The organism is Entomomonas moraniae (genome assembly GCF_003991975.1).
Classification (GTDB): Bacteria; Pseudomonadota; Gammaproteobacteria; order Pseudomonadales; family Pseudomonadaceae; genus Entomomonas; species Entomomonas moraniae.
Window position 1 is genome coordinate 632,809 of record NZ_CP029822.1, and the last position, 17,644, is coordinate 650,452.

18 protein-coding genes and 1 pseudogene are annotated in these 17,644 nt (G+C 37.6%); 13 read left to right on the forward strand and 6 right to left on the reverse strand.

The window, feature by feature from the left end:
* Positions 1-12: 12 nt before the first annotated feature.
* Positions 13-1,200 carry a 2-octaprenyl-6-methoxyphenyl hydroxylase gene (gene ubiH, locus DM558_RS03020; protein ID WP_127161991.1) on the forward strand — a complete coding sequence of 396 codons (1,188 nt, stop codon included), beginning with the start codon at positions 13-15 and terminating at the stop codon, positions 1,198-1,200.
* Between the two features lie 78 nt (positions 1,201-1,278).
* Positions 1,279-1,836 (forward strand): hypothetical protein, encoded by a 558-nt coding sequence (locus DM558_RS03025; RefSeq protein ID WP_127161992.1) that lies wholly within the window; start codon positions 1,279-1,281, stop codon positions 1,834-1,836.
* A 5-nt stretch (positions 1,837-1,841) separates the two neighbouring features.
* Here the strand turns inward: DM558_RS03025 and DM558_RS03030 are convergent, their stop codons facing one another.
* The 5 genes from DM558_RS03030 to DM558_RS03050 form a co-directional block, all read right to left on the reverse strand.
* Complete coding sequence (locus tag DM558_RS03030) at positions 1,842-2,273, reverse strand: PA0061/PA0062 family lipoprotein (RefSeq protein ID WP_127161993.1); 432 nt, start codon at positions 2,271-2,273, stop codon at positions 1,842-1,844.
* The gene (locus tag DM558_RS03035) at positions 2,263-2,682 is read right to left on the reverse strand and encodes a DUF3301 domain-containing protein (RefSeq protein WP_127161994.1); all 420 of its coding nucleotides are present in this window, start codon (positions 2,680-2,682) and stop codon (positions 2,263-2,265) included. The genes DM558_RS03030 and DM558_RS03035 overlap by 11 nt, the downstream gene beginning before the upstream one ends.
* An 8-nt stretch (positions 2,683-2,690) precedes the next feature.
* Positions 2,691-3,278, reverse strand: coding sequence for a YqaA family protein (locus DM558_RS03040; RefSeq protein ID WP_127161995.1), 588 nt, complete (start codon positions 3,276-3,278; stop codon positions 2,691-2,693).
* Between the two features lie 128 nt (positions 3,279-3,406).
* Positions 3,407-5,197: a cation:proton antiporter domain-containing protein gene (locus DM558_RS03045; RefSeq protein WP_127161996.1), complete on the reverse strand. Its 1,791-nt coding sequence runs from the start codon at positions 5,195-5,197 to the stop codon at positions 3,407-3,409.
* 168 nt (positions 5,198-5,365) lie between these two features.
* On the reverse strand, positions 5,366-5,818 hold the full coding sequence (locus DM558_RS03050) for an acyl-CoA thioesterase (RefSeq protein ID WP_127164797.1): 453 nt from the start codon (positions 5,816-5,818) through the stop codon (positions 5,366-5,368).
* A 161-nt stretch (positions 5,819-5,979) separates the two neighbouring features.
* Here DM558_RS03050 and DM558_RS03055 point away from each other — a divergent pair, with 161 nt between their 5' ends.
* The 3 genes and pseudogenes from DM558_RS03055 to DM558_RS03065 all read left to right on the forward strand — a co-directional run.
* Positions 5,980-7,692 carry a cation:proton antiporter gene (locus tag DM558_RS03055; RefSeq protein ID WP_407644302.1) on the forward strand — a complete coding sequence of 571 codons (1,713 nt, stop codon included), beginning with the start codon at positions 5,980-5,982 and terminating at the stop codon, positions 7,690-7,692.
* A gap of 99 nt (positions 7,693-7,791) precedes the next feature.
* Positions 7,792-9,423 carry a phosphoethanolamine transferase EptA gene (gene eptA, locus DM558_RS03060; protein WP_127161998.1) on the forward strand — a complete coding sequence of 544 codons (1,632 nt, stop codon included), beginning with the start codon at positions 7,792-7,794 and terminating at the stop codon, positions 9,421-9,423.
* Positions 9,424-9,470: 47 nt separating this feature from the next.
* A pseudogene (locus tag DM558_RS03065) lies at positions 9,471-9,857 on the forward strand (AAA family ATPase); the annotation flags it as partial.
* 149 nt (positions 9,858-10,006) lie between these two features.
* Here DM558_RS03065 and DM558_RS03070 read toward each other — a convergent pair.
* Positions 10,007-11,545 (reverse strand): phosphoenolpyruvate carboxykinase, encoded by a 1,539-nt coding sequence (locus tag DM558_RS03070; RefSeq protein ID WP_127162000.1) that lies wholly within the window; start codon positions 11,543-11,545, stop codon positions 10,007-10,009.
* A gap of 250 nt (positions 11,546-11,795) precedes the next feature.
* Between DM558_RS03070 and DM558_RS03075 the strand changes: the two genes are divergently transcribed.
* The 8 genes from DM558_RS03075 to DM558_RS03110 all read left to right on the forward strand — a co-directional run bounded on the left by DM558_RS03075 (position 11,796) and on the right by DM558_RS03110 (position 17,545).
* A complete protein-coding gene (locus DM558_RS03075; protein WP_127162001.1) occupies positions 11,796-12,617 on the forward strand; it encodes a L,D-transpeptidase family protein in 822 nt (273 codons plus the stop codon).
* A 137-nt stretch (positions 12,618-12,754) separates the two neighbouring features.
* Positions 12,755-13,216: an outer membrane lipoprotein gene (locus DM558_RS03080; protein ID WP_127162002.1), complete on the forward strand. Its 462-nt coding sequence runs from the start codon at positions 12,755-12,757 to the stop codon at positions 13,214-13,216.
* Between the two features lie 144 nt (positions 13,217-13,360).
* A complete protein-coding gene (locus DM558_RS03085) occupies positions 13,361-13,768 on the forward strand; it encodes a DUF1090 domain-containing protein (RefSeq protein ID WP_228411798.1) in 408 nt (135 codons plus the stop codon).
* Positions 13,769-13,897: 129 nt separating this feature from the next.
* Entirely contained in the window at positions 13,898-14,563 is a 666-nt protein-coding gene (locus DM558_RS03090) for a riboflavin synthase (protein ID WP_127162003.1), read from the forward strand.
* Between the two features lie 18 nt (positions 14,564-14,581).
* Positions 14,582-15,259, forward strand: coding sequence for a response regulator (locus DM558_RS03095; RefSeq protein ID WP_127162004.1), 678 nt, complete (start codon positions 14,582-14,584; stop codon positions 15,257-15,259).
* Complete coding sequence (locus DM558_RS03100) at positions 15,259-16,620, forward strand: ATP-binding protein (protein WP_127162005.1); 1,362 nt, start codon at positions 15,259-15,261, stop codon at positions 16,618-16,620. The genes DM558_RS03095 and DM558_RS03100 overlap by 1 nt, the downstream gene beginning before the upstream one ends.
* 36 nt (positions 16,621-16,656) lie before the next feature.
* Positions 16,657-17,109 (forward strand): thioesterase domain-containing protein, encoded by a 453-nt coding sequence (locus DM558_RS03105; RefSeq protein ID WP_127162006.1) that lies wholly within the window; start codon positions 16,657-16,659, stop codon positions 17,107-17,109.
* Positions 17,081-17,545: a hypothetical protein gene (locus DM558_RS03110; protein ID WP_127162007.1), complete on the forward strand. Its 465-nt coding sequence runs from the start codon at positions 17,081-17,083 to the stop codon at positions 17,543-17,545. The genes DM558_RS03105 and DM558_RS03110 overlap by 29 nt, the downstream gene beginning before the upstream one ends.
* Positions 17,546-17,644 lie beyond the last annotated feature (99 nt).

Here is a 17,644-nt window from a genome sequence, read left to right on the forward strand (position 1 = left end):
TTGGAGATAAAGATGCAACAAAATGATCTCGTCATTATCGGTGGTGGCTTGGTAGGTGCGAGTTTGGCATTATGTTTACAGTCAGCTGCACGTGAAAAGGGGTGGCGAGTTAAATTGATTGAACCGCACTCTATTGAGAGTGGTTATCAGCCAAGCTATGATGCACGTTCTTCAGCCATTTCTTATGGCTCTAAATTAATATACGAGCAATTAGGTGTGTGGGATCTTTTAGCTACAAAAGCAGAGCCTATAACTTTTATTCAAGTGTCAGAGCGTGGCCATGGCGTTAAGATAAATCTTGATGCTAAGCAGGAGGGGATGTCCTCTTTTGGTTATGTGATTGATAATGCATGGATTGGACATTGTTTAACGACAGCATTAGATACGCAGGTCATTGATTGCCTTTATAATACAGAGGTAAGTCAGTTAATCCCTCAGCCAGATGGTTACCGTATTATTTTGGGCAATGGTGAGGTCATGGAGTCAAAGCTAGTTGTGCTCGCAGATGGTGGTCGTTCACCACTTCGTGAGCAACTAGGTATTCATGTGGCTTCTACGCCTTATAATCAAACTGCAATTATTGCTAATATCACGCCTGGGTGCCGTCATATGGGGCGAGCATTTGAGCGTTTTACTGATGAGGGTCCTATTGCGTTATTGCCATTGCCTAATAATGATTGTGCATTGGTTTGGACGCGTGAACATGAGGAAGCTGAGCGACTTTTAGCTTTGCCTGATGAAGCCTTTCTGAGTGAACTACAGCATTCCTTTGGTTCGCGTATGGGCGAGTTTAAACGGGTTGGTAAGCGTCATAGTTATCCTTTAATTTTGACAAAAGCTGAGGAACAAGTGAGGCCTCATCTTGTCTTATTAGGTAATTCAGCTCATGGTTTGCATCCTGTTGCAGGGCAAGGATATAATCTTTCATTACGTGATACATGGGCATTGGCGCAAACATTATTAACTTCAGATAAACCGCTTGGAGATTTTAAAACGTTGCTTAAATATCAAGAGCAAAGAGGATGTGATCAATTTTGTGTCGTTGGTTTTTCTGATCGAGTAACACGGCTATTTTCTAATAAACAGCCTATATTAAAAGCAGGGCGTTTTTTAGGTTTAGGCTTAGGAGCTACCAATATTGTACCTCCTTTAAAACATTGGTTTATTTTACAAGCTATGGGGCTTGGAGTTCGTCAGTAGTTTGATTGGGTATTTTATTTGATAGTGATGATAGTTATTGTTAGTTTTTTAAAACAAATTGATTGAAAGGAATTTATTATGCGTTCATCTAAATTTTTATTATCGATATTGGCCGCTGTTAGTACTTTATCTTTAGCTCAATCACCTGAGGCTAAAGATGCACCTAAGCCTACTGATTATAAGAAAAGTATTATTGCAAAAGGTGTTTCAACAATTTCAGCTGCAGACAAGAGCCTTATTGCATCAAATATTTTATGTCAAAATTTACCTGTCGTGGGCAAGGATAAAGTAGCTGCGATGGAAACATATAGTGGTTATATTTTTAAAGTATCTGATCTATTTGCTAATAATGCTAAAGATATCGAAAGCCATGTGATCGGTATTAACCAAGACAATCAAATGGCTTATACATTGGTAGAGCCTGTGTCTATTGTCGGGATAAACTTTGATGTGGTTAATATTAATCGATTAAAGGATGTTGATGGTAATTATTATCAGTTTACCGCTATAAAACCTTTAGTTGATGAAGATGCTGGCAAAGTTAAAAATATTCCAGTTAATGATAATTTGACATTATCAACAAAAGACAAACAGTTATCAATTATCTGTAATATTAGACTGACATTGAATAAGTAATCGCGTTAATAGGGCATGCAGTTGCTATTCACTTGCGATGAGTCCAATACTTTGGTTTGGTTATTGTGAGTGAGTAGTAACTGGCTACGGTTTATTAAGGGGCGAGCCTCTAGGGTATAAATTTTATTGGGCTCAAAGTGGGCGTTAAGTGTAATAATGCAGGTAATGTTACTGCTATTGTTTGAGAATAAACCTGTTGTCTCTGTTGCATCGTACTGAAAAATCAAGCTCAGGCGGTGTTCTCCTTCCGTTACCTCAAAATAACGGCCATCATTCACCCAGTTATAATCTAATTTATCAGCCATTAAACTTCTTCCCGGTTGAGCATACAGTTTAATAATGGCCGTGTTATCCGTTGGAGATGGAATAGGGGGAAGTGCACAAGACGATATAAGGCCCGTGAGTGCTAATATGAGAGAGTAATGTTTAGGTGTCATTCTTCTTGTTCTTTCTGTAGTCATCTAATGTCAATATGGTTGGATGAGGTCTATTTTCTACAATGTTTCCTTGTTGTTCCTCTGCTTGTTGTGGATTGAACGGATAGGGGGGAAGGTTAATAGCCGCCACATAAAATCCATAAAGGGTGATAGTACCGACATAACGTTGCTCCCCTGTTACGGTAAACTCAAAGTTATAGAGTTTGGCAAGCCTTAACTTGCCATGAATGTCGCGTTGTAACTTTACTTGTTTAAGCGCAACATAACCATCTAATAATGAGATATTGAGTTTTTTGCAGTGTTGTTCAACTGCTTTTAACGCAAAGTCTCTTTGTCCATGAATGCGCCACCACCAAGCTACACCTGTAACAATCACAAAGGTTAGTATTATTTCAGGCGTAGATAGCATAAAAGCTCCTATTTAAAAACGTATTTGACTAAATAAAAACCAACACCAATCAGGATTATAAATGCAGTAAAGGCTAGTCCAAGTCGTTTTTCTACTATCTCTCTTGCTCTAGGGCCTAACCAATAGAGAATAGCGCAGGTGAGTAAAAATCGTGTTCCTCGAGCAAAGGTTCCCACAATGACAAACACAAAGAAGTTGAGTTGGGTAATGCCGCTTAAAATAGTGATTATTTTGTAGGGGATGGGAGTAAAACCTCCACCTAATAGCACCATTAACCAGCCTAGCTCATTAAATTTGTTTCGTGCTTCATCAAAACTATGCTGCAAGCCATAAAGATTGATAATCCATTGGCCAATGGTATCCATTAATAAGTAACCAATAAGATAGCCAAGAATCCCACCTAATGAGGAGCTGATAGTACAAATGAGGCAGTAGCGCCATGTTTTTTTGCGATTGGCTAAAACCATCGGTGCTAAAATAACATCAGGAGGAATAGGGAAGAATGAACTTTCTGCAAAACTAATGCCTGCTAATGCCCATTCTGATTTTGGGTGTTCGGCAAGGCGCATTGTCCAATCATATAAACGGCGTAACATCAAAAAGGTTATCCTAAAGCTAAAAGAGGCAATTCTACTAAATTTTATCCAGGGGAGTTAGTTTTATATTGTAAAGTTTATTACAAGATAAAGGACTATCTGCTAGATAGTCCTTTAGGGGAGGTTCATTATGAGGTAGGTATAGATTGCAGTAAACGTGACTCCATTAAGCGTGCAATTTCATTTTCACCAATGATTACAAAGTTAGAACCATGCTGTTCTAAATGTTCTTGTTCTGCTTCTGTTTGAGCGCGTGCCATAATGTCGAGAGAAGGGTTACAAGTTCTTGCATGTTCCACAATTTGGCCTGCTTCAAAACCATTAGGTACGGCAATTAATAACCATTTGGCTTCTTCAATATTTGCTCTTTTTAATAAGTCTATATTAGCAGCATTTCCCTCAACGACAGTGTAACCTTGTTCTCTTGCTTTATCTACACGCACGTGAGCATCTTCGATAATCACTAAGGGAATTTGTTTCTCTTGTAAATATTTACTGGTGAGTATGCCGACACGCCCATAGCCTACAATAATGGCATGGTTAGTTTCTGTAATCGGCTGAATATCATCGTCACTTTCTTGTTCTATCGCAATATTTTCTATAGGATCTGCTGATTGAGAAGTGTTTTCTTCATTTGTAGCTGTCGCGGCAACTTCTTTTTTCTCAACAGATGCTTGGTAACGGTCAAGCAATAAAAATAGTACAGGGTTAATCAAAATGGATAAGATTGCACCCGCTAAGATTAGATTGTAGCCATTTTGAGGGAGTAACTCATATTTCATACCAAGCCCCGCCAAGATGAAAGAGAACTCACCTATTTGAGCTAAGCTGACTGAAATGGTTAGTGCTGTATGAGTAGATTTGCGGAACGCTTTAACAATTAAGAATGCTGCTACAGATTTACCGATAACGATAATCAGAAGTGTTGCTAAGACGAGCAAGGGATTTTCGAGTAGAACATGGGGATCAAATAACATCCCTACTGATACGAAAAAGAGTACAGCAAAAGCATCTCGGAATGGAAGAGAGTCCTCAGCTGCTTTATGGCTAAGTTCTGATTCATTGAGTACCATCCCTGCAAAGAATGCCCCTAACGCAAAGGAGACACCAAAGAGCTCTGCTGATCCAAACGCGATTCCCATGGCGATGGCTAACACAGATAAGGTAAACAGTTCTCGAGAGCCTAAGCCCGCAATACGTTCTAATATCCAAGGAATAACTTTACGGCCAACGATAATCATGAGTGCGATAAATGCAGTGACTTTGCCAAGCGTTATTCCTAATTGTGCGAGTATTCCCAATTGGGCGGGAGCTGTATCGGTTACTACAGTAATAGCTGCATCGGCAAGATCTTTTGAGTCAACAGCGGTTGTCGCAGCATCGCCTGCCGAACCACCTAATATGCCTGCAAGTGCGGGTAGCAATACAAGAGCCAATACCATAATAAGGTCTTCAACAATTAACCAACCAACGGCAATTTTTCCTCTTCGTGTATCGATGAGTTGTCTTGACTCTAGCGCTCTGAGCAATACAACAGTACTGGCACAGGATAAGGCTAGGCCGAAGACAATACTTGTTCCTAGACTCCAGCCAAGTAACCACGTAAGCCCCATTCCCATTATCGTGGCGAAAAAGATTTGGCCAATGGCACCAGGAATAGCTATATTTTTAACGGACATTAGGTCTTTAAAAGAAAAGTGTAACCCAACGCCAAACATGAGCAAGATGACGCCAATTTCAGAAATTTCGTGTGAAAGGTGTTGGTCAGCAACAAAAAAAGGTGTGTAAGGGCCTACACAAATACCGGCTAATAAATATCCTACAAGTGGCGATATCCTGAGGCGTAAGGCAATAGCGCCTAGAATAAGTGCTAATACAAACCCAACCGAGATGGTTGCTATGAGGGGTGTTTGTGTCATAGATTCTCCCTTTTAGTGATTTATCTTTATTATATGATAATTTTAGCTATTAACGGGTGTAATTATAACTATATATGCTAATAAAAATAACCTATTTTTTAATTAGAGTTAATAGCTAAATGCTATAAGTAATTACCATTTGTTTCTAATTCACCGTATCTTTCCAGTTTATGTATTTTTCTTTTGGCGAACTTCACGCCTTTTTTGTGCTTCGTGAAAACGTCTTATTCCATCAGGTGTGGTTGGCTCTAATGTTGGAATCTTGCTGGGTTTGCCGTCATCACCTATAGCGACCATCGTGAAAAAACTGCTGTTCGTGTGGCGAACACTTCGTTCTTTAATATTTTCAGTGACTACTTTGATGCCTATTTCCATTGAGGTGTTACCTGTATAATTAACGGAAGCAAGAAAGTGTACAAGCTCCCCTACATAAACAGGGGCTTTAAAGGTTACTTGGTCAACAGATAGAGTGACAGTGTAACAAGCAGCATAGCGACTTGCACAAGCATAGGCAACTTCATCTAATAATTTGAGCAATGTCCCACCGTGGACATTCCCTGAGAAGTTAGCCATGTCGGGAGTCATGAGAACTGACATAGAAAGTTCTGAGTTACTTGGCATTTGCATACTAGATTAATTTCCTTTAGGCATTGATTATAAATGTTTATAACATCTGAGGTTATTTTTCTATTAGAATAGAGAGCTGTTATTTGTAAATAAAGTATTTTTAGGAGTCCACATTGCATAGTGCTACTAGTTTTCTCCAAGATTTAGCTATTTTAATGCTTTTTGCTGGTGTATCAATTGTTATTTTTAGCCGATTAAAACAACCTGTGGTATTAGGGTATATCGTAGCAGGTTTCTTAATAGGTCCTTATCTATTTAAGCCCGGTCTTATTCATGATGAAGACAGTATTAAAACGTTATCGGAGTTGGGCGTTATCTTCTTAATGTTTTCATTGGGGCTTGAGTTTAGTATTCGAAAGTTGTTTTCAGTCGGCGCTACGGCTTTTATTGCTGCATTATTAGAAATTGTGGTGATGATTTGGATCGGCTATGAAATAGGGCGCTTCTTCAGTTGGGGCAGTATGGACTCTTTATTTTTGGGGGCCATTTTAGCGGTTTCATCAACGACTATTATTATTAAAGCATTAAGCGATTTAAAAATGAAGCATGAGCGATTTGCTCAACTTATTTTTGGTGTATTGATTGTGGAGGATATTTTAGGGATTGGTATTATTGCGCTGTTGTCAGGGATTGCTGTTTCAAAAGGGGATATTAATGCGGTAGGTATTATTGCAACTATCAGTAAGTTGACGCTATTTATGGTGGTATCACTGGTTGTGGGTATCATCATGGTGCCACGTGTATTGGCATATATCGCACGTTTTCAAAGTGATGAGATGGTATTAATCTCTGTTTTGGGCATGTGCTTTGGATTTTGTTTAATTGTTATTTATTTAGGCTACAGTGTGGTATTAGGTGCCTTTTTAATCGGCGCCATTATGGCAGAGTCGAGGCAACTAGCCCAGATTGAGCGAATAATTGAACCTGTTAGGGATCTGTTTAGTGCAATATTCTTTGTTACTATTGGTATGCTCATTGATCCAACTATTTTGCAAACCCATTTTGTTGAAATTATTGTAATCGCGCTTGCGGTTATTATCGGTAAGGTTTTTTCTTGTGGTATGGGAGCGTTTATTGCAGGTAATACAGGTAAAACATCATTACGCGTTGGGATGGGGTTGTCCCAAATTGGTGAGTTTTCTTTTATTATTGCTACTTTGGGGATTCAGTTGGGTGTTACCTCCAGTTATCTTTATTCTATTGCGGTGGCTGTTTCTGTGATTACAACCTTAACAACGCCGTATTTAATTAAGGTAGCTGATCCTTTATCTAATGGATTAGCTAGTATTATTCCTACACCTATCGCTAAAGTGTTTAACGCTTATACGCAATGGGTTGATAGCATAAGATTACATGGAGATAAAGCTGTTTTAGCGGGGATGATACGCAAGATTATTATGCAGGTAGGGGTTAATTTAGCCTTAGTAACGGCTATTTTTCTAGGGGTCGCTTATTTTGTTGGACCTATTGGCCAATGGTTAGGGCATTGGGTTGTTAATGTGGACTATCGTAAGGCGGTTATTTGTGGTGTTACCGTTGTTTTGTCATTGCCTTTCTTGATTGCTGCCTACCGTAAGTTAAAAGCGTTATCAATGCTATTAGCTGAGATGAGTTTGAAAGGCGGTAATATTCGATTACAGCGCATATTGGCTGAGTTGATACCTGCATTGTCTATTGTTGTGATCTTAGTCTTACTTTCGGCATTATCATCCGCTATTTTACCCTCACGTGAGACACTGATTATTGTAGTTGTAGTCATTATTGCATTAACATTAATTTTATGGCGCTGGTTTATTAAAATTCATTCAAGATTGCAGATAGCTTTATTTGAAACATTGGATCAAAGTAAAGATAATCATCATGGTTAGCTGAATGGGTATTTGTTTGTGTAAAAACATATTTTTTACATCAACCTTGGTAAATTAGGGAAGTGGATTTTATCATTTATTAATAGAAGTAATAGAGATATGTTTATTTTAAAAAGATTATCTTGTAATAATCTAACCTTTGTTATTGTTTGTGCAGCATTTTTTACACTGTTCCAAAATATTGCCTTCTTTAGTAAGACTATTCATTTATTAGGTATGAGTAGTCTTATGGATTATGTATTAGTTAGCTCTTTTTTTGTTTTTATTTTTTGTTTTATCAATATCCTGTTTTCTATTATTTTAGTAAGTTACATTAGAAAGCCAATTATTATCCTATTTTTATTTTGTAGTGCATTCGCCAATTACTTCTCTTATTTTTATGGTATTTATATTGATAAAGATATGATACAAAACTTAGCCCAAACTAATATTGGAGAAGCAGAGGCTTTGATAACCTTCAAGCTGATTGTCTGGGTATTTATTTTTGCAGTATTACCCAGTATTTGGGTTATTTTAGTTAAAGATAATAAAAGGTTTTCTTTATTTAAAACCGTTGGCTATCGGTTTTTAAATATTGTTATTTCATTGGTTGTGTTGCTGTCGGTTTCTTATCCTCTTTATAATCAGTATGCATTCTTTTTACGAGAAAAGACGAATGCGCAGTTCACAAAATTTATTACACCCAGTAATTATATTCAAAGCGTTATCAGTTATGCGAAAGGTGAGTATCTTAAAAGTATACCTTTTGTGCATATTGGTGAAGATGCGGCACTTCAAGAAGTGCCGGGGCAAAAGAAAAAATTAATGATAGTGGTTGTGGGGGAAACTTCGCGCGCCATGAACTTCTCATTAAATGGCTATGAGAAAGAAACCAACCCTCTTTTGCAGAAACAATCCATAATTAATTTTACCAATGCAAGATCTTGTGGTACTGCAACCGCTGTTTCTGTTCCTTGTATGTTTTCTGTGATGCCTAGAGAAGATTATGAAGGGGCACAGGCTGAGCGACAAGATAATTTATTAGACATTCTTCAACGTGCTTCGGTAAGCATTTTATGGAAGGAAAATGATTCTAGTTGTAAAGATGTGTGTGATCGTGTGCCAACCATTAAATTAGACGAAGTTTTACCAAAAGAAAAATGCTCAGGTGGATTATGTGATGACATTGAACTACTGAATGGGTTGGATCAATACATTGCTAATTTAAAAGGTAATGCGGTTATAGTTCTACATACAAATGGTAGCCACGGTCCAGCCTATTATCAGCGTTACCAAAAGGCTCAAGAAAAATTTACCCCCGCGTGCAGTACTAACGCGGTTGATACATGTACACGAGAAGAGCTTATTAATGCGTATGACAATACGATAGTCAATGTTGATTATGTTGTGAATTCTGTTATTGAGCTTTTAAAGCAACATTCGAAACAGTATTCAGCAGCAATGATTTATCTTTCTGATCATGGTGAGTCATTGGGAGAAAATGGTATTTATTTACACGGTATTACACCTTATGCTCTGGCACCGAAGGAGCAAACACATATCCCAATGATTTTATGGTTATCCAGAGATTTTACTCAAGATAAGGGAATAGATAACGATTGTCTTATGGCTTATGCTAAAAATAATCAGGTTTCACATGATAACCTATTCCATACTGTGTTAGGTGGTATGAATGTGATGACATCGCTTTATGATCCCAAACTGGATTTATTTAGGCGGTGTGAAAAATAAACCCATGGAGCAGTCTAAACACTTTCATGTGATTACCTGGTACCGGTAAAACAATGCTTGTTAATAATCTGCATGCTTTGGGTTATAAGGTATCTTCTAAGTCAGGTCGAGCGATTATTCGAGCCCAGTTAAGGGCTAATACAAAGTTAGCCCCCATGGCTTTTGCGAAGCAGATGTTGGAAAAGGATTTACATAATTATAAAACAAGTCCACAAAATACCGTGGTGGTATTTGATCGGGGGATTTCAGATACACTTGGGTATTTAATAAGTGTTGGTGCGCAAATTCCTAAATATATCAAACAGGTGGTGCGAGAGCATTTGTATAATCAGACTGTATATGTAGCACCGTTTTGGCCTGAAATTTATGAGTTGGATGCAGAGCGTAAGCAAACGCTAGAGGAAGCAAGGGAAACTTATGAAATTATGCGGTAAGTTTATATTCAATTGGGATATAACCCCCTTCTTTTGCCAAAAGTGGCTGTTAATGAACGGGTAGATTTCGTTAGTAATTATATCAAAAATTTTTGATATGCAATAAAAAACCCTCTGTTAAGAGGGTTTTTATTTTGTTATGGGGTTAGTTACAATTTAGGACCCGCATTACGAATTTCTTCAGCAACATCAAATTTTTTGAAGTTATCAATAAACTTAGTGGCTAATTCACGTGCTGCAACATCATAAGCTGATGTATCAGACCACGTTTTGCGAGGATTTAAGAGTACTGCATCAACATTAGGAACTGATTTAGGAACATCAAGATTAATAATGTCTAAATGCTCAGTCTCTGCGCCAATTAATGCACCACTTTGAATTGCTGCAATAACTGCACGAGTTGTTGGAATGTTAAAGCGTTTACCAACACCGTAACCACCACCTGTCCACCCTGTGTTAACAAGGTAAACTTTAGAACCAAACGCATTAATACGCTTAATGAGTAATTCAGCATATTCACGGGGTGGACGAGGGAAGAAAGGTGCGCCAAAGCAAGTAGAAAATGTTGATTTGATTCCACCACCAGACCCCATTTCTGTTGAACCAACAAGTGCTGTATAACCTGATAAGAAGTGATAAGCAGCTTGTTCATTATTTAAAATAGAAACAGGGGGTAAAACGCCTGTTAAGTCACACGTTAAGAAAATAACCGCATTAGGTTCTCCACCTTTGTTTTCAGGTGCGCGCTTAGCAATAAAATCACGTGGATAACAAGCACGGGTATTTTGAGTAAGACTTGCATCTGTATAATCAGGTTGACGTGTTTGGCTATCTAATACAACGTTTTCTAACACACTACCAAAGCGAATAGCACGCCAAATAACGGGCTCGTTTTTTTCTGTTAAATCAATACATTTAGCATAGCAACCGCCTTCAATATTAAAGACTGTACCAACGCCCCAACCATGCTCATCATCGCCAATTAGGTAGCGGCTTTCATCAGCAGAAAGGGTTGTTTTTCCTGTGCCCGATAAGCCAAAGAATAATGTTACATCACCTTTGTCACCCATGTTAGCGGCACAGTGCATTGGTAAAACATCTTTTGCGGGGAGTAAGAAGTTTTGCACAGAGAACATGGATTTTTTCATTTCTCCTGCATAACGCATACCCGCAAGTAATACGCACTTACGAGCGAAGTTTATAATAACGGTACCATCAGAGTTTGTTCCATCACGCTCTGGTTCACAAATAAAGTGAGGCGCGTTTAATATTTGCCATTCGTCGACATTGCTAGGGTTATATTGTTCTGGATTAATGAACAGTGAACGACCAAACAAGTTGTGCCAAGCAGTTTCAGTTGTCATCCTAACAGGTAAGTAATGGATAATGTCTGAACCAACATGGACGTGAGAGACAAAGTGGTCACGCTCTGCGAGATAAGCGCTAACACGTTGCCAAAGGGCATCAAATTTATCAGCAGGAAATGGTTTGTTGATGGTTCCCCAATCAATTTTATCCTCTGTACCGGCTTCTTTAACAATAAAGCGATCGGCAGGGGAGCGACCTGTACGCACGCCAGTTTCAACAACTAATGAGCCATTAGCCGCAAAGTGCCCCTCTTTACGTTGTATGGCCTCTTCAATAAGTTGTGCGATACTAATATCTGTGAATATAGTAGTTTGACTCATGTTGAATTCCTGTTGGTTAATTCGCTCTTATTACTTTAATAGCTGATCTTGTTCATTTTGTTTATTAATAACGTTCAATTATGCCAGATAAACGGTAGATGATAAATAAATTTGATAAAAAAGAGTAGCGATAGTAGGCATTAAATCATTTATAATAAAAATAAGGCTATTAATCTATTGTTTATGAGTTCGGGTAGAGTCTTTGAAAGTATTGTATTGTTAATAATAAGTCATGTGGTGTTTAACGCGTATGAATAAATCTAGATTATGGAAAGTGCTAGCTAGTTGTTGTTTGTTGAGCGGTTTATTTTTGCAGAATGCAAGTGCTCAAGAATCGCATACAGTAGAGCCAAGAACCATTGTGCTAAAAAGGAATGCACAAGACGCGGCAAACATAATTGGGGTAAGTAGTACGCAGTCTATTCCTGAGAGTAGACTAGCTTTTAAAGCTATGGAGCAGTATACGCCCACCTTAGAGAGGCAGCTTAATGCGCAAGGTCTAAAGCTAGGTGACCCGATTTTATTGCGTATTTTTAAAGTGCCTGCACTTTTGGAAGTTTGGGTTAAAAAAGGTAATCAGTATGTACTATTTAAAACTTATAATATTTGTCAGTTTTCAGGAAAGCTAGGGCCTAAGCTTAAAAATGGTGACCGCCAGTCACCTGAAGGATTTTATAATGTTCCTGCGAGCGCATTAAATCCTAAGAGCAGTTATTATTTGTCTTTTAATTTGGGTTATCCCAATGAGTATGATCGTTTTCATGGGCGAACCGGTAGTTTGCTAATGGTTCATGGTGAATGTGCCTCTGTTGGTTGTTATGCAATGACAAACTCTCGTATATCAGAGATTTATACTTTAATGTATCGCGCATTTAAAAATGGCCAAAAAGAAGTTCAAGTGCAAGCTTATCCTTTTGCTTTGACCGATAATAATATGCGTAAAATGCAGCGCCATTCTTCTTATCGGTTTTGGCTTAATTTGAAAGAGGGGTATGATCTGTTTGCCACGAACCATAAAATGTTAACCGTAACAGTGGATGGTACGGGTAAATACCGATTTAGAAGTAATTAGTTTTTAGCTCGTATAGATTGGCGTAGCCAATGCCAAAAATATACAAACGTTAACAATATTATATGATTTTTAATCAATATTTATAGCTAAAAACGTTACACTAAGCGCTTAATCCAATATTTTGGTAAGTTTATATTATGTATTTGAAAAAAATATTTTTTGTTTTTGTATTATCTATTGTTCTGGTCGGTTGTTCTTCGAATGGTAAAGAGACTTACTCCCACGACGAAGCTAATCGTATCCAGACAACATTGGTTGGTACGGTTGAACAGGTTGAAATTGTTAATGTTAGTGGTACATCGTCTTGGAAAGGAACCTTGACGGGGTCGATTTTAGGTGGGGTATTGGGCAGTACCATCGGTAGTGGTTGGGGGCGTGTTATAAGCTCTGCGGTAGGTTCTATTGGTGGAAGCTTTGCCGGTGCAGGCGTTGAGCGAGAGCTGACAAAAGATGAGGGGCTAAAAATGTCCATTCGTCAGGACGACGGCAATGTCTTTTCTGTCATTATTGTTCCTAAAAAAGGTGAAACTTTTAAAGTGGGTGATAAAGTGCGTGTAATTTCTAGTTCAAGTGGCTCTGTTGCAGTGTCTCACCTTTAGTTTTTTAGTTGTATCTGTATGTAAATGTTTTATTGATTTTAATAATCTGTAAAACAATTTATGACACTATGATGGTCTTTTTCCTTTTATTGGGTTAAGGTGAAATCATCAGTTTAATTAGCTCATAGAAAGGATTTAGAAATTATGAATACTAGCATTAAAAATTTAACCAAAGTTTTGGTACTAGGCTCTACTTTTATGTTAGCAACAACTGTTGTTCAAGCCGCTGGAGCTGAAAAAGGTTGTATGTTAAAGCAACAACAAATACAGAAAGAGATTGATTATGCTAAGAACTATGGTAATAGTTATAAGCAAAAGGGCTTAGAAACTGCCTTGGCTAATGTCAAGGAACATTGTACAGAAGCATCATTAAAGCAAGAAATTAATGAAAAGATTGCAGAAAAACAGCAAAAAGTTAATGAGCGCGAGTCTGAATTAAAAGAGGCACAAGCAAATGGTGATGCTAAAAAAATCGCTAAAAAGCAAAAGAAATTGCTATCAGCTCAACAAGAGTTAGATGAAGCGAAAAAAGAGTTAAGCACATATTTCTAATGGGTATCCACTCATTGTAATAGTAAGGCTAAGTTTTTATATAACTTAGCCTTTTTTGTATAAAAACGATGAATGTATTACCATTAAAAAAAATTTATAATGTGTGCCGGTGTATGAAGGGTCAAAAAAATGTTTACAGGTATTATTGAGTCAGTAGGAAGTATTCAACAATTACAACCATTACAAGGTGATTGTAGGGTACAGGTAGCAACAGGTAAACTTGATTTGTCAGATGTTAAGTTAGGTGATAGCATCGCAGTTAACGGTGTTTGTTTAACCGTGATTGAGTTACAAGGCCATAGTTTTTGGGCTGATGTCAGTGGCGAAACTCTACGTTGTACAACATTCAATGATTTTAAAACAGGCCAGAAAGTTAATTTAGAAAAAGCATTAATGCCAACAACCCGTATGGGGGGACATTTAGTCAGTGGTCATGTTGATGGCTTAGGTGAAGTCATTGAGATAAAGCAAGCAGCACGATCCGTGTTTTTTAAGATAAAAGCCGATATGTCAATTGCTAAATACATTGCTGCTAAAGGCTCAATTACTGTTGATGGAACGAGTTTAACGGTTAATGCAGTCAATGATTGTGAGTTTGAGTTAAATATTATTCCTCAGACGTTAGCAGAAACTATTTTTAATACATATAACGTTGGTATGTTTGTTAATTTAGAGGTTGATTTATTGGCGCGTTATTTAGAGCGTTTATTGACAATGGGTAAAATTGAAGGGAAAGAAAAAGTCTCTACATTAACGGAGTCTATGCTAAGAGAGCATGGATTTATTCGTAACTAAGAAATATTATGGTTATCTATGAAAATATTAATAGTAGAAGATGAACAACTCTTAAGGCATCATTTAAGTGTTAGATTATCGGATGTTGGGCACATTGTCAGTGCGGTTGCAAATGCAAATGAAGCATTGACCTCTGTTGCTAATAATCACTATGACATTGCGATTATTGATATTGGTTTACCAGGCACTAATGGTTTGGAGCTGATTCAGCAATTACGTGCGAATAATTATATTTTTCCTATTCTCGTGTTAACAGCCCGTGGAAGTTGGCAAGATAAAGTGGAAGGGTTAAGCACGGGGGCCGACGATTATGTTGTTAAGCCTTTTCAGTTTGAAGAGTTAGAGGCACGTTTAAATGTATTAAATCGACGCGCATCAGGTATTTCTCAACCAGTTTTAACATTAGGTTCATTAAAGCTTGATTTGAATAGAAAACGGGCTTTTTGTGATGATACTCCTTTGCAACTGACGGCGTATGAATACCGTTTACTTGAATACTTAATGCAACATAGTCAGCAAGTGATTGCAAAAGAGCGCTTAATGGAGCAACTTTATAAGGACGAAGAAGAGCGTGATAGTAATGTTATCGAAGTACTCGTTGGTCGTTTGAGGCGTAAGCTAGAAAGTCAATGTGGTATACAGCCCATTGAAACGGTTAGAGGACAAGGGTACTTATTTTCAGAGTCTTGTCATTAATGCTTCGATCATTTCGTTTTCGTTTACTTTGTTGTGCCGCTATTTTATTGGTTATTTTTTTGGTTGTACTCATGCCTATTATGCGAGAGGCATTTGATCAGGCGGTAAGGCAATTTTCTAATGTTCGCTTAGAAGAGAGGGCAAATGAGCTTATTACGGCGGCTCAAGTAGTAGATGGGGAATTAACCTTACCAAGCAGACTACAGGATTTACGCTTAGAAACCAATAAAGTAGGCAATCATTTGGGGTATTTTTATAAACCAAAAGCTAAAGCATGGTCGGAAAGCATTACAGCAATTGGTGAGTCCTCAGACACTAGAGCACTTTCTTCAGGGGAGTCTATGTTATCAACTGAAGGGAAGGCTGATTTTAGGCTTTCTACTGACTCATTAGGTCGTCATTATTATGTTTATGATAAAGAAATTAATTTAGGTGGACCAGACCTTAGTGTTATCACTATGGAGCCTGTTACTGAGTATGATGTCCTTCGTACTTCATTTCTACGTCGTTTTGAGGTGTGGTTGGTTGTTGCATTGGTGTGTTTATTAGCCTTAATTGCTATGGGATTAACGTGGAGTTTGAGACCGCTACGACGATTAAAATATCAGTTAGATGAAATAGAGGCGGGTAAACGAGAGCAGTTAGATGAGAATGTTCCAAGCGAAATTTATCGTTTAACACGCTCTCTTAATCGGTTGTTGACAACAGAAAGAATGCAGCGCGAACGTTATCATGATACGTTGGGTGATTTAGCACATAGCTTGAAAACACCGCTCACAGTATTACAGAATACATTAGATGAAATTAAAGAAAAAGATGTGGGGTGTGTACAACAACTTGTTATTATGCAGTCACAAATTGATAGAATGGGACAGCAAATAGGCTATCAGCTACAGCGTGCAACACAACGAAAAGGCGCGCTTATTAGTAAACGGATTAGTTTGCGACCATTGATTGATTCACTAACAACCACGTTAAATAAAGTGTATGCTGATAAGCAAATTAATATAAAGACGGACGTGTCTTATAGTATTAAATTACAAGCAGAAGAAGCAGCCTTGTTAGAGTTGTTCGGGAACTTGTTAGAAAATGCCTGTAGATTGTGTATTTCTACCGTTAAAATTTCAGCCAATCTTTTTGAGAAAGAAGTGGTTATTTTGATTGAAGATGATGGGCCGGGTATTCCAGTGGCTAAACGCAACGCTGTATTACAACGAGGTGTTCGTGGCGATAGCTTAAATCCTGGGCAAGGTATTGGATTAGCTGTTGTTCAAGATATTCTAGAGGGGTATAGTGGTTATTTAGAAATTGGTGATTCGGCATTGGGTGGTGCATGTTTTTACATACATATCCCAATTTAGTATGATTTAGACGAGTAATGAATGAAGGAATTTGTAATGGTTAAAACATGTGATTATTTACAATCAGTATTGAATGAACAGATACCAATTACTCAAGCATTGCAGGTGAAAGTATTGGATTGGAAAAATAACCAGTTAACACTTTCTATGCCGTTACAACCCAATATAAATCATATGAGTTCTGCTTTTGGTGGTAGTCTTTATTGTGGCGCTGTTCTTGCAGGATGGGGATGGATGCATTTACGTTTAAAAGAGTTAGGGGCTGAAAATGCACACATTGTTATACAAGATGGGCAGATTAGTTACCCTTATCCTGTTTTAGGTGATGTGTTTATTGAATGTCCTCCACCCAGTGAAGCAGAGTGGGACAAGTTTGAACGGATCTTTAAGCGCCGTTCAAAAGGTCGTTTATCATTAAGTACTTCCGTTATTTATGATGGTAAAGAAGCGGTGGTTTTTAATGGTCAATTTGTTGTCTATTGTGACTAATTTAACTGTAAATATTCAAATGAGAAGACTATTAAACCTTTTTATAGGTATTTTTTTAGCAAGTAGTTTGTTTGCCTGTTCAAATAATAATGAATCAAGTTTTTATAAAGACAGTGACGGCCTCGTTCAGTTAGAGGGAATTATTTTAAATATTCCTGAAAACTCTAATTTGGAGTTGGCATTATTTGCGTTAAATAACGATAACCGTCCTGAAAAGTTGATTGTCAGTGAACATTACAAAGGTATTGGTAATGCGTTTAAGTTTCAAATAAAATTTAACTTAGCAAAAGCAGAGCCGTTTTCGGCATTAGAGCTCAGAGGAAGAGTTATGCAGTCAGGTAAGTTAGTTGGTTATTTGATTCCTTGGTATAAAAAACGATTAACAAAGCAGGATTTAAAAGGTATTATTCTTGAATTAGCGAGTACAGATGCTTAGTAAAAGATTAATGCAAGTTTTTATTGATAGATAACAGAGCGTATTCGATACTTTCGTTGTCATTATTATAAAAAAATATGATCAGATTCTTTATTTAAG